The following is a 24,743-nucleotide window of genomic DNA, read 5'->3' on the forward strand; positions in this document are numbered from 1 at the left end:
CCCCCGACTAAATGCTAGAATCTGCGCCCATCATGCGGTCATTCTTTTGGTATGGCCGAACATTCCTTCAAACAGTGCATCCCATGCTGAAGAAGCTGTTCCAGTCATTCCGAACCCCCGTGCGTCGTACGCAACACATCCGCAGCACCCCTGAAGTGCTCAACAGCGGCCAACATTCGCTGCAGAAAACGCAGTTCAGCCGCTATGCGGTGAACATCGTCGAACGCCTGCAAGGTGCCGGTTACCAGGCTTATCTGGTCGGTGGTTGCGTGCGTGACATGCTGCTGGGCATCACGCCCAAGGATTTCGACGTCGCCACCAGCGCCACCCCCGAGCAGGTCCGCGCCGAATTCCGCAATGCGCGGATCATCGGCCGCCGGTTCAAACTGGTGCACATCCATTTCGGTCGCGAAATCATCGAAGTCGCGACCTTCCGCGCCAATCACCCGGTCAACGAAGACGACGAAGACAGCAATCAGTCTTCGCGCAACGAGAGCGGGCGGATTCTGCGCGACAACGTCTACGGCACCCTGGAAGAAGACGCGCAACGCCGCGACTTCACCATCAACGCCCTGTATTACGATCCGGTCAGCGAGCGCATCCTCGATTACGCCAATGGCGTACACGACATCCGCAATCACCTGATCCGTCTGATCGGCGACCCGAAGCAGCGTTACCAGGAAGACCCGGTGCGCACGCTGCGGGCCGTGCGTTTCGCCGCCAAGCTCAATTTCGGTATCGAAAAACACACCGTGCAGCCGATCCGCGAACTGGCACCGATGCTGCGCGAGATTCCATCGGCGCGGCTGTTCGAAGAAGTGCTCAAGCTGTTCCTCTCCGGCCACGGCGCGATCACGTTTGAAATGCTGGTCGATCTGCAACTGTTCGCCCCGCTGTTCCCGGCCAGTGCCGAGGCGCTGGAATACAGCCCGGAATACACCCACACGCTGATCAGCGAAGCGTTGAGCAACACCGACCTGCGCATCAAGCAGAACAAACCGGTGACCCCGGCGTTCCTGTTTGCCGCCCTGCTCTGGCCGGCACTGCCGGCCCGCGTGTTGCGCCTGCAGGAACGTGGCATGCCGCCGATTCCGGCGATGCAGGAAGCCGCTCACGAGCTGATCGCCGAACAGTGCCAGCGCATCGCCATTCCGAAACGCTTCACCATGCCGATCCGCGAAATCTGGGACATGCAGGAACGCCTGCCACGGCGCAGCGGCAAACGTGCCGATCTGTTGCTGGAAAATCCGCGGTTCCGTGCCGGTTACGATTTCCTGCTGCTGCGTGAAAGCGCCGGCGAGGAGACCGACGGTCTTGGCGAATGGTGGACCGATTATCAGGACGCCAACGACAGCGAGCGCCGCGACATGATCCGCGACCTCAGCGGCAAGGGCGACGATGCCAGTGGCGCACCGCGCAAGCGTCGCCGCAGCGGCGGTTCCAAGCGCAAGCGCGCCGGGGCTTCGAGCGCGACGGGCGAGTAAGCCATGGAGCGCATCTATATCGGTCTGGGCAGCAACCTCGCTGACCCGGTCGAACAATTGCGCAGCGCCGTCGAGGCGCTGGGGCAATTACCGCAGACCAGCCTTGCTGGCGTTTCAGCCTTTTATCAAAGCGATTCGCTGTTGCCGGGCCAGCCGCGTTACACCAACGCGGTAGCCGCCCTGGACAGTTCGCTCGCGCCGATAGAGCTGCTCGACGCCTTGCAAGCCATCGAAAACGCTCAGGGCCGCGAACGTCTGGAGCGCTGGGGGCCGCGCACGCTGGATCTGGATATTCTGCTGTTCGGCGATCAGCTGATCGATGAGCCACGGCTGAAAGTCCCGCATTACCAGATTCAGGAGCGGGCGTTCGTTCTCTACCCCCTCGCTGAACTGGCGCCGCAGGATCTGCGCCTTGCCGATGGCCGCACTCTCACAGACCTGCTGACCGCCTGCCCGTTTGTCGGCCTTGAACGCATTCCCCACGCCTGACACACATTCCTTGTGTAGGAGCTGCGGAACGCTGCGATCTTTTGATCTCTTGATGTTAAAAATCAAAAGATCGCAGCCTCGTTTCACTCGACAGCTCCTACAGTTGATCGGGTGAGATTCGCTATTATTGTCAGACAAAAATCTCCCGAATCAGGCCCGCCGCGCCGCTGAATCGCATCAGTAACGCCGGTAACACCGCCCGCGTAACAATGCGGTAACACACGCAATTGACTTCCGCTTGGCTCATCACGACTATAGGCGTCCCGCTGCCGCCAACCCGGCATGAACGGGCGCAATCCAGGCCTTTCAAAGCACGACACAAGACCGTGCGCCTGAGTAGATGAAGAATCACGCGCGTGACTCGCAGCAGTTTCCAGAGCGCCTGAACGAGGATTTTTTACATGCCAGCCATCACCCTGACCACGCTCCAGAGCCTCAAGCAGAAAGGTGAAAAAATCACCATGCTGACCTGCTATGACGCGACCTTCGCCCATGCCTGCAACGAGGCCGGTGTCGAAGTGCTGCTGGTCGGCGACTCCCTCGGCATGGTCCTGCAGGGGCACGACAGCACCCTGCCAGTGACTACGGGGGAAATGGCCTACCACGTCGCCAGCGTCAAGCGTGGCAATGGCGATGCCTTGATCCTCGCCGACCTGCCGTTCATGGCCAACGCCACTCTCGAACAGACCATGACCAACAGCGCCATGCTGATGCAGGCCGGTGCGCACATGATCAAGGTCGAAGGTCAGCTGTGGCTGGCGGAGTCGATCCGCCTGCTCGCCGAACGCGGTGTGCCGGTGTGTGCGCATATGGGCCTGACCCCGCAAGCGGTGAACATCCTCGGCGGCTATAAAGTGCAGGGCCGCAACGAAAACCAGGCGCGGCAGATGCGGGCCGATGCGATCTCGCTGGAGCAGGCCGGTGCGGCGATGTTGTTGCTCGAGTGCGTGCCGAGCGAACTGGCGGCGGAAATCAGCCAGGCCGTGAGCATTCCGGTGATCGGCATCGGCGCCGGTAACGCCACTGACGGTCAGGTCCTGGTATTGCACGACATGCTCGGCCTGTCGATCACCGGGCGCGTGCCCAAATTCGTCAAGAACTTCATGCTCGGTCAGGACAGTATCCAGTCCGCGCTGAAGGCTTACGTCAGCGAAGTCAAAGCCAACACCTTCCCCGGCATCGAACACGGATTCTCTGCATGAACACCGTCAAAACCGTACGCGAACTGCGCGCCGCCGTCGCCCGCGCGCGCAGTGAAGGCAAGCGCATCGGCTTCGTGCCGACCATGGGCAACCTGCACAGCGGCCACGTCGCACTCGTCACCAAAGCCACTCAGCGAGTGGATTTCGTCGTCGCCAGTATTTTCGTCAACCCGCTGCAATTCGGCGCCGGCGAAGACCTCGACAAATACCCGCGCACCCTGGCGGCGGATCAGGAAAAGCTCCTCGAAGCCGGTTGCGACCTGCTGTTTGCGCCGACGGTTGAAGAGATGTACCCGGACGGCATGGCCGGACAAACCCGGGTCAGCGTGCCGCAATTGTCTGAAGGCCTGTGTGGCGCCAGCCGTCCGGGGCATTTCGAAGGTGTGGCGACGGTGGTCAGCAAGCTGTTCAACATGGTCCAGCCGGACCTCGCGATCTTCGGCCAGAAGGATTACCAGCAACTGGCGGTGATCCGCGCGCTGGTGCATGACCTGAACATGCCGATCCAGATCATCGGCGAGCCGACCGTGCGTGCGGCGGACGGTCTGGCGTTGTCGTCGCGTAATGGCTTTCTCAGTGAAGACCAGCGTGCCGTGGCGCCGGTGGTCTACCGCGTGCTGAGCAACATTGCCGAAGCGATCAAGCAAGGTCAGCGCGATTATCCCGCGCTGATCAGTGCACAGTTGCAGGTGCTGGAAGCGGCCGGTCTGCGCACGGATTACCTGGAAATCCGCCATGGCCTGACGTTGCGTCCGGCGACGGCGCAGGATCGCGATCTGGTGATTCTGGCGGCGGCATTCCTCGGTACGACACGGTTGATCGACAACCTGCATCTGAATCTCGACAGCCCGATTTAAGCAGCAACAAAACTTCCTGTGGGAGCGAGCTTGCTCGCGAAGGCGGTGTATCAGCGACATATGAGTCGACTGACACGACGCCTTCGCGAGCAAGCTCGCTCCCACAGGTGTTTTCAGTGCTGCAGAAATTATCTATCGGGCATGCCAAGTGGATGAAAGTCTTTCGAGCACCTCCGTTTGTCGGCCAGATTCCCGTTCGGATGTTAAAAAAGTACAGGGATCTGGTCAGACAAAGTCAAGACAGAACGCGGCGCGAGGTTTACTGTATTCGCCCTGTGTCCGGATATCGTGTCGACGCAGTTGATCCCATGCGCTAAAAGGGGCATGGCTGATCCGTACCGTGTTCAAAAGGCCGTTCAAGTAAAAAGGAAAACCGCAGCGATGGCGTACTACCGCACTCCTCACGACGTTACCGCTCTGCCCGCCTGGCAAGCGTTGAAAGATCACCGCCAAGCCATGCAGGATTTCAGCATGCGCGAAGCCTTCAACGCCGATCCGCAGCGTTTCAATCAGTTCACCCTCAGCAGCTGCGGTCTGTTTCTCGATTATTCGAAGAATTTGATCAACGCCGAGACCCGCAACCTGCTGGTGGGTCTGGCCAATCAAGTCGATCTGAAGGGCGCGATCAAAGCGCTGTTCGACGGCGAAATCGTCAACGCTTCCGAAGCTAGGCCGGCACTGCACACTGCCCTGCGTCGTCCGGTGGGCGACAAGTTGTCGGTCAACGGCGTCAATGTGATGCCGGAAGTGCACAAAGTGCTGAACCAGATCACCGATCTGGTCGGCCGCATTCACGATGGCTTGTGGCGCGGTTACACCGAGAAGCCGATCACCGACGTGGTCAACATTGGCATCGGCGGCTCTTTCCTCGGCCCTGAACTGGTGTCCGAAGCGCTGCTGTCCTACGCGCAGAAAGGCGTGCGCTGCCACTATCTGGCGAACATCGACGGCAGTGAATTCCACGAGCTGACGCAAAAACTGCGCGCTGAGACCACTCTGTTCATCGTTTCGTCGAAGTCGTTCAACACCCTCGAAACCCTGAAGAATGCCCAGGCTGCACGCGCCTGGTACCTGGCGCAGGGCGGTTCCGAAGCCGAGCTGTATCGTCACTTCATCGCCGTATCGAGCAACAACGCCGCGGCTGTGGCATTCGGTATCCGCGAAGAAAACATCTTCCCGATGTGGGACTGGGTCGGCGGTCGTTACTCGCTGTGGTCGGCCATCGGTTTGCCGATCGCACTGGCCATCGGCATGTCCAACTTCAAGGAGCTGCTGTCCGGTGCCTACACCATGGACCAGCATTTCCAGACCGCGCCGTTCGAACAGAACATGCCGGTCCTGCTGGCCCTGCTCGGTGTGTGGTACGGCAATTTCTGGGGCGCGCAAAGCCACGCGATCCTGCCGTACGACCACTATCTGCGCAATATCACCAAGCACTTGCAACAGCTGGACATGGAGTCCAACGGCAAGAGCGTGCGTCAGGACGGCACCTCGGTGTCGACCGATACCGGCCCGGTGATCTGGGGCGGCGTCGGCTGCAACGGTCAACACGCTTACCACCAGCTGCTGCATCAGGGCACCCAACTGATCCCGGCCGACTTCATCGTGCCGATCGTCAGCTTCAACCCGGTCTCCGATCATCACCAGTGGCTATACGCCAACTGCCTGTCGCAGAGCCAGGCGCTGATGCTCGGCAAGACCCTGCCGGAAGCCGAAGCCGAGCTGCGCGACAAAGGCATGGGCGAAGACGACGTGCGCAAACTTGCGCCGCACAAGGTGATCCCGGGCAATCGTCCGAGCAACACCCTGGTGGTCGAACGCATCAGCCCGCGTCGCCTCGGCGCACTGGTTGCGATGTATGAGCACAAAGTGTTCGTGCAAAGCGTGGTCTGGGGCATCAACGCCTTCGACCAGTGGGGCGTAGAACTGGGCAAGGAGCTGGGCAAGGGCGTTTACAACCGTCTGGTCGGCAGCGACGAGACCGTTGCTGACGACGCCTCGACCCAAGGCCTGATCAACTACTTCCGCGGGCGTCATCGCGGCTAAAAACGGCCTTCGGTCTAACGCTGTTCCCCTGTGGGAGCGAGCCTGCTCGCGAAAGCGGTTTTTCATTCAACACCCTTGTTGACTGATACTCCGCCATCGCGAGCAGGCTCACTCCTACAGTTGTTTTGGCGCATGACTTGAACCTGCGCAGCGCTCGGCGCATCTTTATTCCTGTCGCACCACAAGAATAAGGAACCGTCATGTTCGATATCAGCACGTTCCCCAAAGCCGATGCCGTGCGCCAGGCCGCTCAGTTGAGCCAGGACGAGTATCGGCGCCTGTACCGCGAATCGATTGAACACCCCAGTGCCTTCTGGGCCGAGCAGGCCACGCGTTTTCTCGACTGGAGCACGCCGTGGCAGACCGTTCAGCGCTATGACCTGAAAACCGGTGAAGCGGCCTGGTTTGCCGGCGGCAAGCTCAACGTCAGCTACAACTGCATCGACCGCCACCTCGAACAACGCGGCGAACAGACTGCCCTGCTCTGGGAAGGCGACGACCCTGCCGAATCGGCGCAGATCACCTACCAAAAACTCCATCACCACGTCTGCCGCCTCGCCAACGTGTTGAAAAGCCGTGGCGTGAAGAAAGGCGATCGGGTGTGCATCTACATGCCGATGATCCCCGAAGCCGCCTACGCCATGCTCGCCTGCGCGCGAATCGGTGCGATTCACTCGGTGGTGTTCGGCGGATTCTCCCCGGATTCCCTGCGCGACCGCATCCTCGACGCCGACTGCCGCACCGTCATCACTGCCGATGAAGGCGTGCGCGGCGGCCGCTTCGTGCCGCTGAAAAACAACGTCGACAAAGCCCTGCAAAGTTGCCCGAACGTCAGCACCGTGGTGGTGGTCGAGCGCACTCAGGGCCAAGTCGACTGGGTCGAAGGCCGTGACCTCTGGTATCACCAGGCTGTGCGCGAAGTCGACGACGATTGCCCGCCGGAACCGATGGACACCGAAGATCCGCTGTTCATCCTCTACACCTCCGGCAGCACGGGAAAACCCAAAGGCGTGCTGCACACCACCGGCGGCTACCTGCTGCAAGCAGCGATGACCTTCAAATACGTGCTGGATTACCGCGACGGCGAAGTGTTCTGGTGCACCGCCGACGTCGGCTGGGTCACCGGCCACAGTTACATCGTCTACGGCCCGCTGGCCAACGGTGCGACCACACTGATGTTCGAAGGCGTACCGAGCTATCCGAGCAGTTCGCGTTTCTGGCAGGTTATCGACAAACACAAGGTCAACATTTTCTACACCGCACCGACCGCGCTGCGCGCGTTGATGCGCGAAGGTGCCGGACCGTTGAAGGAAACTTCGCGCGCAAGCCTCAGATTGCTCGGCAGCGTCGGTGAGCCGATCAACCCGGAAGCGTGGGAATGGTATTTCAATGCCGTCGGTGAACAGCGCTGCCCGATCGTCGACACCTGGTGGCAGACCGAAACCGGCGGCATCATGCTCAGCCCGCTGGTCAGCGCACAACGGATCAAACCCGGCTGCGCGACGCAACCGATGTTCGGCGTGCAGCCGGTATTGCTTGATGAACACGGCAAGGAAATCCACGGCGCCGGCAGCGGTGTACTCGCGATCAAATCGAGCTGGCCGGCGCAGATTCGCAGCGTCTACGGCGATCCGCAGCGGATGATCGACACCTACTTCAAGCCCTACCCCGGCTATTACTTCACCGGCGACGGCGCCCGCCGCGACGACGATGGCGATTACTGGATCACCGGGCGCATCGACGACGTGATCAACGTTTCCGGCCACCGCATCGGTACCGCCGAGGTGGAAAGCGCGCTGGTACTGCACGACAGCATCGCCGAGGCCGCCGTGGTCGGTTATCCACACGACGTCAAAGGCCAGGGCATCTATGCCTTTGTCACACCAATGAACGGTACCGAGGCCAACGAAGAGCTGAAGAAAGACCTGCTGGCGCATGTCAGCAAGGAGATCGGCAGCTTCGCCAAACCGGACCTGATCCAATGGGCACCGGCACTGCCGAAGACCCGCTCGGGCAAGATCATGCGGCGGATCCTGCGCAAGATTGCCTGCAACGAGCTCGACAGTCTGGGCGACACCTCGACCCTGGCGGATCCGAGTGTGGTGCAGGACCTCGTTGATAAACGTTTGAATCAATAGCTTCGCGAGCAGGCTCGCTCCCACAGGTGAACGTATTGCACTTGTGGGAGCAAGCCTGCACGCGAAGGCCATCACGCGATCCTCCGGCAAACTGTTAAACTCCCGCGCCCCCATTCCCCTCAGCAAGGCGCCCGCATGTCTTCCTTGAATCAGGCGCTGCGCGCCGCCCTCGATCAACGCCAGGACCTGCTCGCTGTGCTGCACAGCCAGGGCACCGATTGCTATCGGCTGTTCCATGGCAGCCAGGAAGGCGCCGGCGGCCTGACCATCGACCGCTACGGCCCGCAACTGCTGGTGCAGAGCTTTCACCAGACGCTGGAGCGTGACGACCTGCTGCAACTGCACGCCATGATCAACCAGGCGCTGGGCTTCGACACCCTGCTGGTCTACAACGACCGCTCCCGTGGCAACTCGCGTATTGATCGCGAGGACAGTGTCTACAAAGCCGACGACGCCGCACTGGCGGATCTGGTCGGGCATGAATGGGGCCTGAACTATCGCGTGCGCGGGCGTCATGCCGGGCAGGATCCGCTGCTGTTCCTCGACCTGCGCAACACGCGCGGCTGGGTCAAGGATCACGCGCAAGGCAAAAGCGTGCTCAACCTGTTCGCCTATACCTGTGGCGTTGGCCTCAGTGCTGCGGCCGGCGGTGCGCGCGAGGTGTGCAACCTGGATTTTGCCGAGGGTAATCTGGCAGTCGGGCGGGAGAATGGTTTGCTCAACCCGCAACTGCCGGAGATGCAATTCATCCAGTCCGATTACTTCCCGGCGATCCGCCAGCTTGCCGGCCTGCCGATCAGCCAGCGGCGCGGGCAGAAGTTGCCGAGCTATCAGCGCCTCGAACAGCGCCAATACGATCTGGTCCTGCTCGACCCGCCGGCGTGGGCGAAAAGCGCGTTCGGCACCGTAGACCTGCTGCGCGATTATCAAAGCCTGCTCAAACCCGCGCTGCTGACCACCGCTGATAACGGCGTGCTGATCTGCTGCAACAACCTGGCGAGAGTCAGCATGGACGACTGGCGCGAGCAAGTGCTGCGCTGCGCCGAAAAGGCCGGCCGCCCAGTGCGTGAATGGAGCGTGATGACCCCGGGCGCCGACTTCCCTTCGCAGGACCAGCAGCCACCGCTGAAGACGCTCATTCTGCAGCTGTAATTCCCAATTCTCGGATAGCCACACTCCACTGTGGGAGCGAGCTTGCTCGCGAAAGCGGTGCATCAGTCACCAAAAAGGCTGCCTGATACGACGCCTTCGCGAGCAAGCTCGCTCCCACATGGGATTTGTTCTTACGGATAAAACTGAACAATCCTGTCCCACATCAAGCACTTCGGAACCAGAATCGCGTGCCATACTCCAAGGCACTCCGATTCAGACAGATGAAGCCGCACATGCCCAAAGGATTGATTCGCGCGATTGGCGCACTGCTGACAGCCCTGGCCCTCTACAGCCTGCTGGGGTTTCTGATCCTGCCGGGCATTGCCTTGCGCGTGGCCAACCAGCAACTGGCGAACTACGCGACGCTGCCAGCGCATTTGCAGCGTATCGAACTCAACCCCTTCAGCCTGGAGGTCACCCTGTGGGGCTTGGTCATTGGCGAGCCTGGCAAGGAGCAAGTCGGCTTCGATCGCCTCTATGCCAACCTGCAAATCGACAGCCTGTGGACCAAAGCGCTGCACCTCTCCGACATCGAACTGGACAAACCCAAAAGCGAAATCCTCTTCGCCAAGGACGGCAAGCTCAACCTGCTCGGGCTGTTCAACGTGCCGCCGAGTGAACCGACACCCGCCGATCCCGACGCCAAGCCATTTCCGCTGCGCATCGACAACATCAAACTGGCGGGCGGCGTCGTGCATTTCGAGGACGCACGCCCAAGCGAGCCGATCGAATTTCTTTACGACGACCTCAGTTTCGAGCTGAAAAACCTCAGCACCCTGCCCGAAGACAGCGCCGACATGACCCTTATCGCGATCGGCCCCGCTGGCGGCCGGATCGACTGGACCGGCAACTTCAGCCTGATCCCCTTCACTTCCGAAGGCACCCTGAAAGTCACCGATGGCCAGATGAAATCCTTCTGGCCCTACGTGCGTGACGCCGTGCCGCTGGTACTGGAAAACGGCGTGGTCAGCCTCAGTACCGAGTACAAACTCAACCTGTCGAAACAAACCGAACTGCTGTTGAACAATGTCGCAGTGAGCATTGCTCCGTTCGCCATCAAGGCCCCGGACGGCCGTCCGCTGGCCAGGCTCGAACGTCTCGACGTCAGCGAAACCTCGCTGGACCTGGCCAAGCAGCAAGTGGTCGTCGGCAAGATCCGCAGCAACAAACTGGAAACCTGGGCCGCGCTGGAAGCCGACGGCCAACTGGACTGGCAGAAGCTGTTCGCCAGCCAGCCGTCGAAACCGGCCGCCAAAGCCGCCGCCGAACCGGCCGATGCACCTGCTGCCGCCGACTCGCCGAAGCCTGAATCGACCGCGCCGAGCAAGCCATGGCAGGTGCTCGTCAAAGATGTGCAACTGCGCAACTACACGGTTCATCTCGCCGACCGTTCAGCACAGCCGGCGGTGGCGCTGGACATCACCCCGCTGAACGTCGACCTGCAGGATTTCGACAGCCTCAACGGCTCGCCTTTCAAGCTCAAGCTCGACAGCGGCCTGGGCAAGCAAGGCAGGATCAGCGCCGACGGCACGGTCAATCTGGCCCCGGTGAATGCGCAGCTCAACGTGAAAACCCAGGATGTCGACCTGCGTGTCGCGCAATCCTACATCAACCCGTTCATTCGTCTGGAACTACGCAGCGGCATGCTTGGCAGTGACCTCAAGGTCGACCTGAAGAGCACCGAACCGCTGGCCCTCAGCGTCACCGGCCGCGCGCAGATCGATCAGTTGCACACTCTCGACACGCTCAAGACCCGCGACTTCCTGAAATGGCAGCAAGTGGTGGTCGACGGCATCAACTATCAGCACGGCGACAGCCTGTCGATCGACAAGGTCAACCTGTTGCAGCCGTACGTGCGTTTCATGATCAACGACGACCGCACCACCAACGTCGACGATTTGCTAATTCCGCAACCGGCGGACAGCGGTGTCAAACCGGCCGGAAGCAAACCGGCCGGCAAGGACAAACCTTTGGGCATTCACATTGGCGCGATAGCGATCAATGACGGCTCGGCCAACTTCGCCGATTTCAGTCTGACGCCGAATTTCGCCACCGCCGTGCAGCAGCTCAATGGCCAGATCGGCACCATCGACAGTCGTCAGGCGAAACCGGCCAGCGTCGACATCAAAGGCAAGGTCGACCGTTATGCGCCGGTGACGATCAAGGGTGCGGTCAATCCGTTCGACCCGATGGCCAGCCTCGACATCGCCACCAGTTTCAAGCGCGTCGAACTGACGACACTGACGCCCTACTCCGGCAAATTCGCCGGCTACCGTATCCGCAAGGGCCGGCTGAATCTTGACCTGCATTACTTGATCACCAAGGGTCAGTTGAAGGCCGAGAACAAGGTCGTGGTCGAGCAACTGCAACTGGGCGAGAAAGTCGACAGCCCCGATGCGGTGAGTCTGCCGCTGAAACTGGCGATCGCCCTGCTCAAGGACGTCGACGGCAAGATCTCCATCGAATTGCCGGTGACCGGCGACCTGAACAATCCGCAGTTCAGCGTGATGCCGATCGTCTGGCAGACCCTGCGCAACCTCATCGTCAAAGCCGCCGCCGCACCGTTCAAGATGATCGGCGGGCTGGTCAGTGGCGGCAGCTCCGAAGACCTCGGCACGGTGTCCTTCCCGCCGGGCTCCAGCGACTTGAGCAAAGACGCCGAAGCGGCGCTGGTGAAACTGTCGCAAGCGCTCAAGGAGCGTCCGGCGCTGCGCCTGGAAATCGAAGGCACTGCGGCGAAGAGCAGCGACGGGCCGTTGCTCGCCGAGCAGCGTCTGGAACGCGAATACCAGTACAACTACTACAAGATGCTCCAGCGCCGTGGCGATAAAGTCCCGGCCCAGGCCTCGCTGCTGCAAGTACCCGAAAGCGAGAAAGGCGCGCTGCTCGAAGGCATCTACCGCACCCGCCTGAAAACCCAGCCACCGGCAGAATGGAAAGATCTGGGCAAGGAAGAACGCACGGCAAAAATGCGCCAGGGCGTGATTGCGTTCTGGAGTGGCAGCGACGTGCTGTTGCGGCAGTTGGGCCAGGATCGCGCCAGCACCATCAAGGATTACCTGGTCGACAAGGGCAAGCTCGAGGATGACCGGGTGTACTTCATCGACGCCAACCTCGGCGAGGCCGAAAGCGATGGCCGCGTGGTGACGCAAATGCATTTGGACGCGGAATGAACATGCGTAACTGGCTGGCCGTGCTCGCACTGATGTGTGTTGCTGGCCACGCATCGGCTTCGGACACTTTGCGCTGCGGCAGCCAATTGATCAGCCTGGGCGACCGCGCCAGCGAAGTGCTGCAAAAATGTGGTGACCCGGTCAGTCGCGATGTGCTCGGCTACAAGCGCAGCGCCAACCGCCGCGAAGAGTTTCAGGTCGAGGAATGGACCTACGGGCCAAACAACGGCATGTACCAGTACCTGCGCTTCGAAGGCAATCGCCTGCGGCAGATCACCAGCAAACGCGGTAACTGAACCGAACGAAATCCGCCCTGTGGGAGCGAGCCTGCTCGCGAATACGGTTTGTCTGCGACGAATCTGTCGGCTGACACTACGCATTCGCGAGCAGGCTCGCTCCCACATTGATCTTCGGTCGATGCCACTGGCAGCGCGGTAACTGAGAAGAGCAAAAGATCGCGGCCTTCGGCAGCTCCTACATTTGGAATGCATTTCCCTGTAGGAGCTGCCGAAGGCTGCGATCTTTTGCTTCTTCAAAATAGAACAGGCCCCGACACAAGTGCCGGGGCCTGTAATGGTCACATCCGTGTGACCGTTCGCATGAACTCTAAAGTTGCGGCAGACGTATTGCTCGGCCCGTCTGTCGCGTCTTCTCCCGGTTCAGGCGAGAAGTCTTGCCTTACTCGGCTTTCAGGCCAGCAGCAGATACGTCTTTAACGCCTTTGATTTTCTTGGCAATGTTCACTGCGGTGGTTTTTTGAGCCGCAGTCACAGGCTGGGTCGACGACAGCGATACAACACCTTGGTTGGTTTCAACTTTGATGTCGGTGCCTGGAATGCCCTTTTCGGTAACCAGGTCAGCTTTGACCTTGGTGGTGATCCAGGTGTCGCTGGTATCTTGTTTCATTTCGGTAACTTCACCGGCAGCCAGAACCATTGGCGCTTGGGTAGCCTGAGCGGTCTGGGCGAAAGCGCCACCAGCCATGGTCAGGGTCAGAGCGGTAGCAGCGGCAGTGATAGCGAACTTCTTCATACGAGTAACTCCTGTTTTTACTGGAAGTCTGCTGTAACGCTTGTCAGCAGGGTTACCGGAGATAGTGCGAACGCTGTGCCAACTTTTTCGACCGTATAAAATCCTTTAAAAACAAACAGTTATGAAAAACGCTGATTTTCATTTTCATGCAAAATGCATGACTCACTTCAATTGCGCATGCAAGTTGCGGTTTTTCGGAAAGTTCATAAGCTGCTGAAATTATTGGAGCTTTTGTGAAGCGGTCGCGATACGAAAATGCCCCGCGGTGCGGGGCATTTCTCGTTTGCTCGACTCAGAATTACGTACCGCTTGCCGTGCAACCACGAGGCGAGTAATCGGCGTTGACGGTCGTAGCGCAAGTCCAGAGACCGGAAGTATTACCCGTAGAGGCGCCCGAGCGCGTGAGTGTAATTGTCTTGTTCAGCACCGGTCCCGGGGCGTTGAGCAAGGTGCAAGTGATTGTGCCTGCGCCTGTCGCCGCCGTGCCCGTAACTGCCAACGTGCAATTGGAAGTAGCCGTAGTACCGCCCGCCACGTTGGTGATATCCGGGGCGGTCCCCTGATTGATCGTGTCTTCAAACGGCACTTTCAATGCCGTGATCTCCGCCAGCCCCGCCGTCACCTTCGACCGCGCCTGATATTTCGAATACTGCGGCAGGGCAATCGTCGCCAGAATGCCGATGATCGCCACAACGATCAGCAGCTCGATCAATGTGAAACCTTGTTGTTTTTTCATAGACACGCTCCATGCATGAGTCGAAATCTCATGATCTGAACAAGACCCAGCACAGCCCATGCCAACGCCTTTGCGGCCCCGCCCGTTGGGACCGCGGGTTTCAGGACGCCGTTTCCTACAACCCGCAACCGCACTATCTGACACTTTTTGTCACCTGCACCGGCCGTGTTTGGCGCTGTCACTTGACTAGGCTATAAGTCATGAACGGCAAGCGTGCGGAATCCCCATGAATGACATCGCTCTGAGCGGCCTGGCCAAGCAATTGGTGCAGGCCGAACTGCTCACGGAAACAAGCGCCCGGCAATCCTGGGCGCAGGCCCAGCGCAATCGCGTGTCGCTGGTCAACTACCTGGTGCACAACAAACTGGTCAACAGCCGGCAGATCGCCGAGATCGCTTCGGAACATTTCGGCATGGCCCTGCTCGACCTCAATTGCCTCGACAAAGAGGTCCAGCCCAAAGGCTTGGTCAGTGAAAAACTGATTCGTCAGCATTGCGCCCTGCCCTTGTGGCGGCGCGGCAACAAACTGTTCGTGGGCCTTTCCGACCCGAGCAATCAGCAAGCAATCAGCGACATCCAGTTCAGCACCGGCCTGAGCACCGAAGCGATTCTGGTCGAGGACGACAAGCTCAGCGACGCCATCGACAAGTTCTTCGACAGCCACACCTCGGGCCTGGAAGAAATGGCCGACGTCGATCTCGACGGCCTCGACGTCGAGTCCATCGATGACAACAAGCAGGACGCGATCGGCGGCCTCGATGCCGACGACGCCCCGGTCGTGCGCTTTGTGCACAAGATGCTGCTGGATGCGATCAAGAGCGGCTCTTCCGACCTGCACTTCGAGCCCTACGAGAAAAACTACCGGGTACGCATGCGCACTGACGGCATGCTGCGCGAGGTGGCCAAGCCGCCGATCCAGTTGGCCGGGCGCATCGCCGCACGCTTGAAAGTGATGGCCAGTCTGGATATTTCCGAACGGCGTAAACCCCAGGACGGGCGGATCAAGATGCGCCTGTCGAAAAGCAAATCCATCGATTTCCGCGTCAACACCCTGCCGACCCTGTGGGGCGAAAAAGTGGTGATCCGGATTCTCGACCCCTCCAGTGCGCAAATGGGCATCGACGCGCTGGGTTACGAGCCCGAGCAAAAAGCTTTGTACCTCGCGGCGCTCAAACAGCCGCAAGGGATGATTCTGGTTACCGGCCCCACCGGCTCCGGTAAAACCGTGTCGCTGTACACCGGGCTGAACATCCTCAACACCGTTGATATCAATATTTCCACTGCCGAAGACCCGGTGGAAATCAACATGGAAGGCATCAACCAGGTCAACGTCAATCCCCGTCAAGGGCTGGACTTTGCCCAGGCGCTGCGCTCGTTTCTGCGCCAGGATCCGGACGTGATCATGGTAGGCGAGATCCGCGATCTGGAAACCGCCGAGATCGCGATCAAAGCCGCGCAGACCGGCCACCTGGTGCTGTCGACCCTGCACACCAACAGCGCCGCGGAAACCCTCACGCGCCTGCACAACATGGGCATTCCCGGTTTCAACATTGCTACCTCGGTCAGCCTGATCATCGCCCAGCGCCTGGCGCGCAAGTTGTGCGCGCACTGCAAGCGGCCGCTGGAGATTCCACATGAAACCTTGCTCAAGGAAGGCTTCCCCGAGGAACGCATCGGTCATTTCACGATCTACGAGCCGGTCGGTTGCGATCACTGCAACGGCGGTTACAAAGGACGCGTGGGAATTTATGAAGTGGTAAAAAACACACCGGACCTGCAACGGCTGATCATGGCCGAGGGCAATTCGCTGGAAATCGACATCCAGATGCGCCGCGACGGTTTCGCCGATCTGCGCACCTCCGGGCTGCACAAGGCCATGCAAGGCATCACCAGCCTTGAGGAAATCAACCGGGTCACCAAGGATTGAACATGGCGGTCAAGTCAGCAAAAGTCAGCGTTTACGCCTGGGAAGGCACGGACCGCAAAGGCAGCAAAGTCACTGGCGAACTGAGCGGGCAGAATCCCGCGCTGATCAAGGCGCAGCTGCGCAAACAGGGGATCAACCCCGGCAAAGTACGCAAGAAATCCGCATCTCTGCTCAGCTTCGGCAAACGCATCAAACCGCAGGACATCGCCCTGTTCACCCGGCAGATGGCGACCATGATGAAGGCCGGCGTGCCGCTGTTGCAGTCCTTCGACATCATCGGCGAGGGCTTTGAAAACCCGGCCATGCGCAAACTGGTCGAGGAGGTCAAACAGGAGGTCGCCGCCGGTAACAGCTTCGCCACGGCGCTACGCAAAAAACCGCAATACTTCGACGAGTTGTACTGCAATCTGGTCGACGCCGGCGAACAATCCGGCGCCCTCGACACCTTGCTCGAGCGGGTCGCGACCTATAAGGAAAAAAGCGAGGCGCTCAAGGCCAAGATCAAGAAAGCCATGACCTACCCCACCGCCGTGGTGCTGGTGGCGGCGGTGGTGACCGGCATTCTGCTGGTCAAAGTGGTGCCGCAGTTCCAGTCGGTATTTTCCGGGTTCGGCGCCGAACTGCCGGGCTTCACCCTGATGATCATCAGCCTGTCAGAGTTCATGCAACAGTGGTGGTGGGCGATTCTGTTTGCGCTGGTGGCGGCGTTTTTCGGCACTCGCCACGCGCTGAAGACTTCGCAGGCCCTACGCGACCGTCGCGATACCTGGCTGCTGAAACTGCCGCTGGTGGGCACCCTGATGTACAAGTCCGCCGTTGCACGTTTTGCCCGCACCCTCTCAACCACATTCGCCGCCGGTGTGCCATTGGTGGAAGCGCTCGATTCGGTCGCTGGCGCTACCGGCAACGTGGTGTTCAAGCGTGCGGTGCTGCGGGTTCGGCAGGACGTCTCGACCGGTATGCAGCTGAACTTTTCGATGCGCAGCACCGGTGTGTTTCCCAACATGGCGGTGCAGATGACCGCCATCGGCGAGGAGTCCGGGGCACTGGATGACATGCTCGACAAGGTCGCCGGTTTTTATGAAGCCGAAGTCGATAACATGGTCGACAACCTCACCAGCCTGATGGAGCCATTCATCATGGTAGTGCTGGGGGTCATCGTCGGCGGACTGGTGGTGGCCATGTACCTGCCGATCTTCCAACTCGGCTCAGCGATCTGACATGCCTATCGACGAACTGTTTGCCGTGTATCCGCTGGCCTTTGTGCTCACCGCGCTGCTGCTCGGACTGGTGGTGGGCAGCTTCCTCAATGTAGTGGTCTGGCGCCTGCCGAAGATGCTCGAGCGCGACTGGCGCCAGCAGGCCCATGATGTGCTCGGCCTGCCCATCGAAACGCCTGCGCCCACCTACAACCTGATGCTGCCGCATTCCGCGTGCCCCCATTGCGGACATCGAATTCGCCCGTGGGAAAACATTCCGCTGCTCAGTTATCTGTGGCTGCGTGGGCGCTGCTCGGCCTGCTCGACGCCGATCAGCAAACGTTACCCGCTGACCGAACTGGCCTGCGGCCTGCTCTCGGCTTTCATCGCCTGGCATCTGGGCTTCGGCTGGCCGGCGGGTCTGTTGATCTTGCTGACGTGGGGCTTGCTGGCGATGAGTCTGATCGACTGCGAGCATCAACTGCTGCCCGATGTGCTGGTGCTGCCGTTGCTGTGGCTGGGGCTGATCGTCAACAGTTTCGGCGTGTTCGTGGCGTTGCCCGATGCATTGTGGGGCGCGGTGGCGGGTTATCTGGCGCTGTGGTCGGTATTTTGGCTGTTCAAGCTGCTCACCGGCAAGGACGGCATTGGCCATGGCGATTTCAAGCTGCTGGCCTTGCTTGGCGCATGGGGTGGCTGGCAGATCCTGCCGCTGACGATTCTCCTGTCATCGTTGGTTGGGGCGATTTTGGGCATCGTCATGCTGCGTCTGCGCGCCCGGGAAACCTCGGCGCCAATCCCCTTCGGACCGTTTCTGGCAATTGCCGGCTGGATTGCCTTGCTCTGGGGTGGTCAAATAACCGACTTCTATTGGCAGTCTGTCGGTTTGAAATGAATACCCCTGTGGAAAAACCCTGGATTCTCGGCCTGACCGGCGGCATCGGCAGCGGCAAAAGTGCGGCGGCCCAGCACTTCATCAACCTCGGCGTGCATGTAGTGGATGCCGATCATGCGGCGCGCTGGGTGGTGGAGCCAGGACGTCCGGCGCTGGCGAAGATCGCTGAACATTTCGGTTCCGGGGTGGTGCAGGCCGATGGCACGCTGGACCGTGCCGCCCTGCGCAAACTGATTTTTGAAGACGCCGAACAACGGCGTTGGCTCGAAGCGCTGCTGCATCCGTTGATCGGCGAAGAAATCGCTCATCATCTGGCGCAGGCAAAATCGCCTTACGCGATTCTGGTTTCACCGTTGCTGATCGAGTCCGGGCAATACGCGATGACCCAGCGCATTCTGGTCATCGATGCGCCACAGCAACTGCAGATCGAACGCACCCTGCAGCGAGACCAGACCAGCGAACAACAAGTGCAAGCGATACTCAAGGCGCAATCTAGCCGTGAAGACCGCGTGAGCCGTGCCGACGACGTGATCGTCAACGACCGCGACCTCGCCTGGCTGCAAAGCGAGGTCGAGCGTCTGCATCACATTTACCTGACTTTATCCGGAGGCCAAGCATGAGCCAGATTCCAACCGTTGAATGCCCAACCTGCGGCGCACCCGTCGAATTCACCCCGGCGAACAAATTTCGTCCGTTCTGCTCCGATCGCTGCAAACTGATCGACCTCGGCAGTTGGGCTTCGGAAGAGCACAAGATTCCAGTCGCCCCGGACGCGGAAGACGAGTTGTTCTCCGGCGATTTCGATCCGCGTCACTGATAAGGGCTGCAAAAGCCCGCGAGCATGGCGGTTCGATGTGGATCAAGTCTTCGGATCGTCATCCTTCCACGGCGCGGACAGGTAACGGGTGCGATTGAAGGTCTCCAGCCATTCCGGGCAGAACACCACCAACGCACTGACGACCATGCCGTTGATGAACGCTTCGGGAAACAACAGCAGCCACAGATAACCGACGAAATCCTCCAGCCATTCCGGCATGGCGAAGAGGCCGTCGTACCAGAGCAGCGTCAGGCTGAGGATCAGGCACAGCAGGCCGGACAACGCAGCGGCGAAGAAGCCGGAACAGAAGATGTAAACGAACGGATTGCGTGGCTGCGCACGCTCCACGAGGATTGCCACGCATTCGGTGATCAGCACCGGCAGCAGAATCAGCAAAGCGCCATTGACCCCAACCGCAGCGAGATCCTGACGGCCCAACAGCACCAGCCCCATCTGCGCAACCAGCCCGCCAACAATCGCCAGCGGCCAATCGAGCAGCAGCGTCACCGCCGTCATGCCGATGAAGTGATAAGACACGCCGGTATCGAAATCCCTGCGCACCAGCCACAGCAGAAACAGCGCGAACACCGTACCGAACAGCAAGTGCTGACGACGACTGTCGCTGAACAGTTCGACCCATGGCGCACGCACGATCGCCCAGAGCAGCACCGGCAGATAAATCAGCCAGCCGAGCGTCAGGCTTGCCGAGGACAGCAGTTCGGCACCGATCATGATTCCCTCACCTTCTACTCGACACGCTTTTTTGTAGGAGCTGCCGAAGGCTGCGATCTTTTGCTTTTATAAACAAGATCAAAAGATCGCAGCCTTCGGCAGCTCCTACAAGGGCGAAATCGCACGACGTTTATATCCGGGCCGATGCAAAGCTATCTGCCTGTCGCATTTGGACGCTAAGCTTGGGCTTATGGATGATTCAGATTATTTACGCCTGCTGACCATCGCGGCCGAGCAAGCCAACGCGTTCCTGTCCAATGCCCGCAAATGGGAGCGTGAGCGTTGGGTCTGCCAGCGCCTGCTGCAAGGCTTGAACATTCCCTACCGTGCCGACGAGTTCACCCCGGCCGGTGAGCCGCCGGACGTGCTGTTCCGCGACGCCAACTTCGAAGTTTTTTTCGTCCTCGACGAAGGCCGTCGCCTCAACGATGAATGGCGCGATGAATTGCAGCGCCGCCGCAGCGCGTTTTCCCTGAGCCAACTGGTGCGCCGCGAAGCCAAACCGAAACGCATCCCGGCCAATGAATTTCTCCTGCGCCTGGCGCCGACCTTGCGCAAGAAGGCGCACAACTACAAGGAGCGCGGCATGGATCTGGGAGAACTGGACATCATCGCCTTCGCCAGCCTCAAGCGCGAAGTGCTCGATCTCAACAGTCATTTTCCACCACCGACCGAATACCTGCGTCAGGGCTGGCGCTCGCTGTCGCTGGTCGGCCCGACGTTCGCCCGCGTGCTGTTCGCTCACCCCGATGCACCGGACTTTCTGCGCAGCAACCTCGGCCGCAGCATCGTCTTCGACGTGGGTATCAGCCTGTGACGCCGCTGCAGCAGCTAATCGCCGATGTTCCGCAAACGGGCCGGGTGCGCTGGATCGGCGTGCGTCCCGAATCCCGTGGGCCGATGCTTGAACTCGATGCGGTCGAGGCGCGGCTGGAGGCCGGGCTCACTGGCGACCACGCCCGCCCAGGCGTCCGCAATGCGCGACAGGTGACGCTGATTCAGTGGGAACACCTGGCGGTGATCAACGCCTTGATGGGCCGCCCCGGCGATCAACCGGTCAGGCCTGAAGATCTGCGGCGCAATCTCGTTATAAGCGGAATCAATTTGTTTAGCCTGAAGGGGCGGCGCTTTCGCATCGGGCAGGCGATACTCGAAACCACTGGCTGGTGTCAGCCCTGCGCACGTTTGCAGAACAACCTTGGCCCGGGCACTTTTCAAGCCGTGCGCGGGCATGGCGGAATCACCGCCCGGGTGTTACAAAGCGGCATCATTCGCCTCGACGATGAAGTACGCGTCGAACCGGTCCCGGACAGCGGCTATGCGCCGTTCCACCCCGGCTGAACACCGCTGTAGCTTGTGCTCTTTCAGTAACGTCTACCTGACGAGGCAAATATGACCAGCCGCCTGAACCCCGAAGACCAAAAGCATGTCGAAGAGTACCTGCAACTGTCCCAACACCGTGTCGAGCGCCGGCCTTTCCGGCCGTGGATGCTCCTGGTGCTGGTGCTGGCAGTGACCATTGGTCTGGGCCTGTTGAGCCGATTTATCAGTTACCTGACGCTATGAGCTGCATCGCGCTCGCTCGGGTGACCACAAAGATTTCCTTTAAAAACCTTGCGAGTTATCCCTATGTCCCATCGTATTGTCATTGTCGGCGGCGGCGCCGGCGGTCTGGAGTTGGCTACCCGTCTGGGTAAGACTCTGGGCAAACGCGGCACGGCCAGCGTCATGCTGGTCGACGCGAACCTGACCCACATCTGGAAACCGCTGCTGCACGAAGTCGCTGCCGGTTCTCTGAACTCTTCCGAAGACGAACTCAATTATGTCGCCCAGGCGAAATGGAACCACTTCGAGTTCCAGCTCGGGCGCATGAGCGGACTCGATCGAGCGCAGAAGAAGATCCAGCTGGCGGCAACCTACGACGAAAACGGCGTCGAGCTGGTACCGGCGCGTGAAGTGGCCTATGACTCGCTGGTGATCAGCGTCGGCAGCACCACCAACGATTTCGGCACTCAGGGCGCGGCGCAGCACTGCCTGTTCCTCGATACGCGCAAACAGGCCGAGCGCTTCCATCAGCAATTGCTCAACCACTATCTGCGCGCCCATGCCGGGCAGACCGATGTGGTCGAGCAGATCAGCGTGGCCATCGTCGGCGCCGGCGCCACAGGTGTCGAACTGGCGGCAGAGCTACACAACGCGGCGCATGAACTGGCGGCGTATGGTCTGGACCGGATCAAACCGGAAAACATGCACATCACCCTGATCGAAGCCGGCCCGCGAGTGCTGCCTGCCCTGCCGGAGCGGATCAGCGGGCCGGTACACAAGACCCTGGAGAAGCTCGGGGTCAATGTGATGACCAACGCTGCGGTCAGTGAAGTCACCGCCGACAGCCTGATCACCGCCGATGGCAACGAGATCAAGGCTAGCCTGAAAGTCTGGGCCGCCGGTATTCGCGCACCGGGTTTCCTCAAGGACATCGACGGGCTGGAAACCAACCGCATCAATCAGCTGCAAGTGCTGCCAACCCTGCAAACTACCCGCGACGAAAACATCTTCGCCTTCGGTGACTGCGCGGCGTGCCCGCAACCGGGCACCGATCGCAACGTCCCCCCGCGTGCACAAGCTGCGCACCAGCAGGCATCGTTGCTGGCCAAGTCGCTGAAACTGCGTATCGAAGGCAAGACCCTTCCGGAGTACAAGTACACCGACTACGGCTCGCTGATTTCGCTGTCGCGTTTTTCTGCTGTGGGTAACTTGATGGGCAACCTGACCGGCAGCGTGATGCTTGAAGGCTGGCTGGCGCGGATGTTCTACGTGTCGCTGTACCGCATGCACCAGATGGCGCTGTATGGGCCGTTCCGCACGGCGATGCTGATGCTGGGGAGCAAGATTGGCCGTGGTACCGAGCCGCGCCTGAAATTGCACTAAAGCGCCAACCTGTGGGAGCGAGCTTGCTCGCGAAAGCGGTGGGTCAGTCAACACTGTCGTTGAATGATTCGGCCCCTTCGCGAGCAAGCTCGCTCCCAAATTGTTTCGTGTTGTGCGCAAATCAGCAGGCGAAGGCCTGCAATTGATCTCTGTCCATCAGAGCTGAAAGCGTCGCACCATGCCCTGTAGCGCGTTGGCCAGTTGCGACAGCTCATGGCTCGACGCACTGGTCTGATCGGCCCCCGCAGCCGAACGCACCGACAGGTCACGGATATTCACCAGATTGCGATCCACTTCCCGCGCCACTTGCGCCTGCTCCTCAGCGGCGCTGGCGATGACCAGGTTGCGCTCGTGAATCTCGTGCACCGAAGCCGTGATCGTCACCAGCGCCTCGCCCGCCCGCTCAGCGAGGACCAGCGTGCTCGCCGCACGGGAAGCGCTGGCCTGCATTGAATCCAGCGCCAGGCTCGAACCGCTGCGCATGCCTTGCACCATCTGCTCGATTTCCTGAGTCGATTGCTGGGTCCGATATGCCAGCGCACGCACCTCATCGGCCACTACCGCAAAACCTCGACCGCTTTCACCCGCGCGTGCCGCTTCGATGGCGGCGTTGAGCGCCAGCAGGTTGGTCTGCTCGGCGATAGCCCGAATCACGTCCAGAACCTTACCGATGTCTTGCGACTGATTGGCCAGCGACTGTACCAGTTCGCCGGTGTGCTGCACGTCGCTGGCCAGTGCATTGATCGCGCTGGCGGTTTCGCTGACGCGCTCCTGCCCCAATTGCGCCGACTGACTGGACTGGCGCGTGGCATCGGACGTCGACACGGCGTTGCGCGCAACCTCCTCCACCGCAGCGGTCATCTGGTTGACGGCGGTCGCGGCTTGTTCGATTTCGTTGTTCTGCTGCTGCAGGCCTCGGGTGCTGTCGACGGTGACGGCGCTGAGTTCGTCTGCGGCGGTGGCCAGTTGCGTTGCCGAGCCGCTGATGCCTTGCAGGGTTTCGCGCAGGTTCTGCTGCATCGTCGCCAGGGCTTTGAGCAAGCGGCTGACTTCGTCGTTGCCATGGGTTTCGATCGGTCGGGTCAGATCGCCCTTGGCCACACTTTCAGCGGCATCCACGGCGCTGCTCAAGGGACGCACGATACTGCGTGTGAGCAACATCGCCAGCGCCACCGTGGCCAGCGCCGCCAAGGCAATGAACAGAGTGACGATGGTCCGCGAGGTTTCATAATGCGCAGCGGACTTTTCGCTTTCGGCGGCAACCTGGCGGGCAAACAGATCGGCGAGATCGTTGAGTTGCTTGCCGGAACCGTCGACCACCGTCTTCATGTCAACCAGCAGCAATTTGGTCAACTCGTCACGCTTGCCTTGCTCGGCGAGAGTGAATGACTGCGCGATGCCGGTGCGATAAGCAGCGAAGGTCTTCTTGAACTGGTCATACAGCTGCTGACCCTCGGCCGTGTCGACCAGTTTGTCGTAGGCGGCGATCTTCTCGCTCAGCTCCTTGTCGCGGGTGTCCATCTGGCCGCGATAGGTGGCGATGTTGGCCGGATCCTGATCGAGCGCCATGCGCAGGGAGATGGTGCGGATGCGCAGCATCAGTTCGCGGATCTCGTCGCCGCCACGAATACTTGGCAACCAGCGGTTCTCCACCGCTACCTCACTGTCGCGAATGCTCGACATCTGTCCCAGTGCAAATACCCCAAGCATGGCCACCAACACCGCGATCAGGGCAAATCCCAGGGCAGCCCGGGGAGCAATATTCAACTGACGAAGCAACATGACGAACGCCCTTATTCTTGTAATGGCCAGATTCAAGGGGCGAAGCATTGGCAGTCCCCTCGTGTTAGCGGGCTATCGGCAGGTTGTATGACGACTTGAAGGGATTCGCCTTTCGGCAGGCAAAAAAAATCCCCGCATCTTTCGATACGAGGAT

General features: G+C 60.3%; 22 protein-coding genes. 18 read left to right on the top strand and 4 right to left on the bottom strand.

All coding sequences use genetic code 11. From position 1 onward, the window contains the following. Nucleotides 1–83: 83 nt before the first annotated feature. From AC0Z4S_RS17975 to AC0Z4S_RS18015, 9 genes are all read left to right on the top strand, one after another. On the top strand, nt 84–1,484 hold the full coding sequence (locus tag AC0Z4S_RS17975; RefSeq protein ID WP_485624005.1) for a polynucleotide adenylyltransferase PcnB: 1,401 nt from the start codon (nt 84–86) through the stop codon (nt 1,482–1,484). A gap of 3 nt (nt 1,485–1,487) precedes the next feature. After that, nucleotides 1,488–1,973: a 2-amino-4-hydroxy-6-hydroxymethyldihydropteridine diphosphokinase gene (folK, locus tag AC0Z4S_RS17980; protein ID WP_485624006.1), complete on the top strand. Its 486-nt coding sequence runs from the start codon at nt 1,488–1,490 to the stop codon at nt 1,971–1,973. 401 nt (nt 1,974–2,374) lie between these two features. Further along, nucleotides 2,375–3,175 carry a 3-methyl-2-oxobutanoate hydroxymethyltransferase gene (panB, locus tag AC0Z4S_RS17985; protein ID WP_485624007.1) on the top strand — a complete coding sequence of 267 codons (801 nt, stop codon included), beginning with the start codon at nt 2,375–2,377 and terminating at the stop codon, nt 3,173–3,175. Beyond that, entirely contained in the window at nt 3,172–4,032 is an 861-nt protein-coding gene (gene panC, locus AC0Z4S_RS17990; RefSeq protein WP_253495957.1) for a pantoate--beta-alanine ligase, read from the top strand. The genes panB and panC overlap by 4 nt, the downstream gene beginning before the upstream one ends. 381 nt (nt 4,033–4,413) lie before the next feature. Next, on the top strand, nt 4,414–6,078 hold the full coding sequence (gene pgi / locus AC0Z4S_RS17995; protein ID WP_485624008.1) for a glucose-6-phosphate isomerase: 1,665 nt from the start codon (nt 4,414–4,416) through the stop codon (nt 6,076–6,078). A gap of 200 nt (nt 6,079–6,278) precedes the next feature. Continuing rightward, nucleotides 6,279–8,216, top strand: a complete 1,938-nt coding sequence (gene acs, locus AC0Z4S_RS18000; protein ID WP_485624010.1) for an acetate--CoA ligase — start codon at nt 6,279–6,281, stop codon at nt 8,214–8,216. A gap of 135 nt (nt 8,217–8,351) precedes the next feature. Then, nucleotides 8,352–9,368, top strand: a complete 1,017-nt coding sequence (locus tag AC0Z4S_RS18005) for a class I SAM-dependent rRNA methyltransferase (RefSeq protein ID WP_485624012.1) — start codon at nt 8,352–8,354, stop codon at nt 9,366–9,368. A gap of 221 nt (nt 9,369–9,589) precedes the next feature. Further along, nucleotides 9,590–12,541, top strand: coding sequence for a DUF748 domain-containing protein (locus AC0Z4S_RS18010; protein WP_485624013.1), 2,952 nt, complete (start codon nt 9,590–9,592; stop codon nt 12,539–12,541). Beyond that, the gene (locus tag AC0Z4S_RS18015) at nt 12,538–12,837 is read left to right on the top strand and encodes a DUF2845 domain-containing protein (protein WP_485624015.1); all 300 of its coding nucleotides are present in this window, start codon (nt 12,538–12,540) and stop codon (nt 12,835–12,837) included. The genes AC0Z4S_RS18010 and AC0Z4S_RS18015 overlap by 4 nt, the downstream gene beginning before the upstream one ends. 382 nt (nt 12,838–13,219) lie before the next feature. On the opposite strand, the gene AC0Z4S_RS18020 is transcribed toward AC0Z4S_RS18015, so the two are convergent. Both AC0Z4S_RS18020 and AC0Z4S_RS18025 read right to left on the bottom strand, forming a co-directional pair. Then, entirely contained in the window at nt 13,220–13,573 is a 354-nt protein-coding gene (locus AC0Z4S_RS18020) for a BON domain-containing protein (RefSeq protein ID WP_485624016.1), read from the bottom strand. Between the two features lie 298 nt (nt 13,574–13,871). Further along, a complete protein-coding gene (locus AC0Z4S_RS18025; RefSeq protein ID WP_253495971.1) occupies nt 13,872–14,309 on the bottom strand; it encodes a pilin in 438 nt (145 codons plus the stop codon). Between the two features lie 226 nt (nt 14,310–14,535). Here AC0Z4S_RS18025 and pilB point away from each other — a divergent pair, with 226 nt between their 5' ends. From pilB to yacG, 5 genes are read left to right on the top strand one after another with little or no spacing between them, the layout of a single operon-like run. Further along, nucleotides 14,536–16,236, top strand: coding sequence for a type IV-A pilus assembly ATPase PilB (gene pilB, locus AC0Z4S_RS18030; protein WP_485624018.1), 1,701 nt, complete (start codon nt 14,536–14,538; stop codon nt 16,234–16,236). Nucleotides 16,237–16,238: 2 nt separating this feature from the next. Further along, a complete protein-coding gene (locus tag AC0Z4S_RS18035) occupies nt 16,239–17,456 on the top strand; it encodes a type II secretion system F family protein (protein ID WP_485624019.1) in 1,218 nt (405 codons plus the stop codon). A 1-nt stretch (nt 17,457) separates the two neighbouring features. After that, nucleotides 17,458–18,330: a prepilin peptidase gene (locus AC0Z4S_RS18040; RefSeq protein ID WP_485624020.1), complete on the top strand. Its 873-nt coding sequence runs from the start codon at nt 17,458–17,460 to the stop codon at nt 18,328–18,330. Next, nucleotides 18,327–18,950: a dephospho-CoA kinase gene (gene coaE, locus AC0Z4S_RS18045; RefSeq protein WP_485624022.1), complete on the top strand. Its 624-nt coding sequence runs from the start codon at nt 18,327–18,329 to the stop codon at nt 18,948–18,950. Before AC0Z4S_RS18040 ends, coaE begins: the two co-directional genes overlap by 4 nt. Further along, the gene (yacG, locus tag AC0Z4S_RS18050; RefSeq protein ID WP_253495980.1) at nt 18,947–19,147 is read left to right on the top strand and encodes a DNA gyrase inhibitor YacG; all 201 of its coding nucleotides are present in this window, start codon (nt 18,947–18,949) and stop codon (nt 19,145–19,147) included. The genes coaE and yacG overlap by 4 nt, the downstream gene beginning before the upstream one ends. Nucleotides 19,148–19,189: 42 nt before the next feature. On the opposite strand, the gene AC0Z4S_RS18055 is transcribed toward yacG, so the two are convergent. Further along, nucleotides 19,190–19,879 (bottom strand): energy-coupling factor ABC transporter permease, encoded by a 690-nt coding sequence (locus AC0Z4S_RS18055; protein WP_485624023.1) that lies wholly within the window; start codon nt 19,877–19,879, stop codon nt 19,190–19,192. A 190-nt stretch (nt 19,880–20,069) separates the two neighbouring features. Between AC0Z4S_RS18055 and AC0Z4S_RS18060 the strand changes: the two genes are divergently transcribed. The 4 genes from AC0Z4S_RS18060 to AC0Z4S_RS18075 all read left to right on the top strand — a co-directional run bounded on the left by AC0Z4S_RS18060 (nt 20,070) and on the right by AC0Z4S_RS18075 (nt 22,807). Further along, on the top strand, nt 20,070–20,696 hold the full coding sequence (locus AC0Z4S_RS18060; RefSeq protein ID WP_485624024.1) for a DUF1780 domain-containing protein: 627 nt from the start codon (nt 20,070–20,072) through the stop codon (nt 20,694–20,696). Further along, on the top strand, nt 20,693–21,220 hold the full coding sequence (locus AC0Z4S_RS18065; protein ID WP_485624025.1) for an MOSC domain-containing protein: 528 nt from the start codon (nt 20,693–20,695) through the stop codon (nt 21,218–21,220). The genes AC0Z4S_RS18060 and AC0Z4S_RS18065 overlap by 4 nt, the downstream gene beginning before the upstream one ends. Before the next feature lie 51 nt (nt 21,221–21,271). Further along, nucleotides 21,272–21,445, top strand: a complete 174-nt coding sequence (locus AC0Z4S_RS18070; RefSeq protein ID WP_007909875.1) for a DUF3094 domain-containing protein — start codon at nt 21,272–21,274, stop codon at nt 21,443–21,445. Nucleotides 21,446–21,508: 63 nt separating this feature from the next. Beyond that, entirely contained in the window at nt 21,509–22,807 is a 1,299-nt protein-coding gene (locus tag AC0Z4S_RS18075) for an NAD(P)/FAD-dependent oxidoreductase (protein WP_016773144.1), read from the top strand. Between the two features lie 156 nt (nt 22,808–22,963). Here AC0Z4S_RS18075 and AC0Z4S_RS18080 read toward each other — a convergent pair whose 3' ends face one another. Further along, nucleotides 22,964–24,589 carry a methyl-accepting chemotaxis protein gene (locus AC0Z4S_RS18080; RefSeq protein ID WP_485624026.1) on the bottom strand — a complete coding sequence of 542 codons (1,626 nt, stop codon included), beginning with the start codon at nt 24,587–24,589 and terminating at the stop codon, nt 22,964–22,966. Nucleotides 24,590–24,743 lie beyond the last annotated feature (154 nt).

This window comes from Pseudomonas sp. 1L-B-1-E-C1 (assembly GCF_057291835.1).

Bases quoted from the DNA above. Each gene is read 5' to 3' on its own strand.
- AC0Z4S_RS18060 (WP_485624024.1), top strand. From the start codon at position 20,070: ATGGATGATTCAGATTATTTACGCCTGCTGACCATCGCGGCCGAGCAA.
- AC0Z4S_RS18035 (WP_485624019.1), top strand. From the start codon at position 16,239: ATGGCGGTCAAGTCAGCAAAAGTCAGCGTTTACGCCTGGGAAGGCACG.
- pgi (WP_485624008.1), top strand. From the start codon at position 4,414: ATGGCGTACTACCGCACTCCTCACGACGTTACCGCTCTGCCCGCCTGG.
- AC0Z4S_RS18005 (WP_485624012.1), top strand. From the start codon at position 8,352: ATGTCTTCCTTGAATCAGGCGCTGCGCGCCGCCCTCGATCAACGCCAG.
- pilB (WP_485624018.1), top strand. From the start codon at position 14,536: ATGAATGACATCGCTCTGAGCGGCCTGGCCAAGCAATTGGTGCAGGCC.
- AC0Z4S_RS18025 (WP_253495971.1), bottom strand. From the start codon at position 14,309: ATGAAAAAACAACAAGGTTTCACATTGATCGAGCTGCTGATCGTTGTG.
- yacG (WP_253495980.1), top strand. From the start codon at position 18,947: ATGAGCCAGATTCCAACCGTTGAATGCCCAACCTGCGGCGCACCCGTC.
- coaE (WP_485624022.1), top strand. From the start codon at position 18,327: ATGAATACCCCTGTGGAAAAACCCTGGATTCTCGGCCTGACCGGCGGC.
- AC0Z4S_RS18010 (WP_485624013.1), top strand. From the start codon at position 9,590: ATGAAGCCGCACATGCCCAAAGGATTGATTCGCGCGATTGGCGCACTG.
- AC0Z4S_RS18055 (WP_485624023.1), bottom strand. From the start codon at position 19,879: ATGATCGGTGCCGAACTGCTGTCCTCGGCAAGCCTGACGCTCGGCTGG.
- AC0Z4S_RS18015 (WP_485624015.1), top strand. From the start codon at position 12,538: ATGAACATGCGTAACTGGCTGGCCGTGCTCGCACTGATGTGTGTTGCT.
- panB (WP_485624007.1), top strand. From the start codon at position 2,375: ATGCCAGCCATCACCCTGACCACGCTCCAGAGCCTCAAGCAGAAAGGT.
- AC0Z4S_RS18080 (WP_485624026.1), bottom strand. From the start codon at position 24,589: ATGTTGCTTCGTCAGTTGAATATTGCTCCCCGGGCTGCCCTGGGATTT.
- panC (WP_253495957.1), top strand. From the start codon at position 3,172: ATGAACACCGTCAAAACCGTACGCGAACTGCGCGCCGCCGTCGCCCGC.
- AC0Z4S_RS18075 (WP_016773144.1), top strand. From the start codon at position 21,509: ATGTCCCATCGTATTGTCATTGTCGGCGGCGGCGCCGGCGGTCTGGAG.
- folK (WP_485624006.1), top strand. From the start codon at position 1,488: ATGGAGCGCATCTATATCGGTCTGGGCAGCAACCTCGCTGACCCGGTC.
- AC0Z4S_RS18020 (WP_485624016.1), bottom strand. From the start codon at position 13,573: ATGAAGAAGTTCGCTATCACTGCCGCTGCTACCGCTCTGACCCTGACC.
- AC0Z4S_RS18040 (WP_485624020.1), top strand. From the start codon at position 17,458: ATGCCTATCGACGAACTGTTTGCCGTGTATCCGCTGGCCTTTGTGCTC.
- AC0Z4S_RS17975 (WP_485624005.1), top strand. From the start codon at position 84: ATGCTGAAGAAGCTGTTCCAGTCATTCCGAACCCCCGTGCGTCGTACG.
- acs (WP_485624010.1), top strand. From the start codon at position 6,279: ATGTTCGATATCAGCACGTTCCCCAAAGCCGATGCCGTGCGCCAGGCC.
- AC0Z4S_RS18070 (WP_007909875.1), top strand. From the start codon at position 21,272: ATGACCAGCCGCCTGAACCCCGAAGACCAAAAGCATGTCGAAGAGTAC.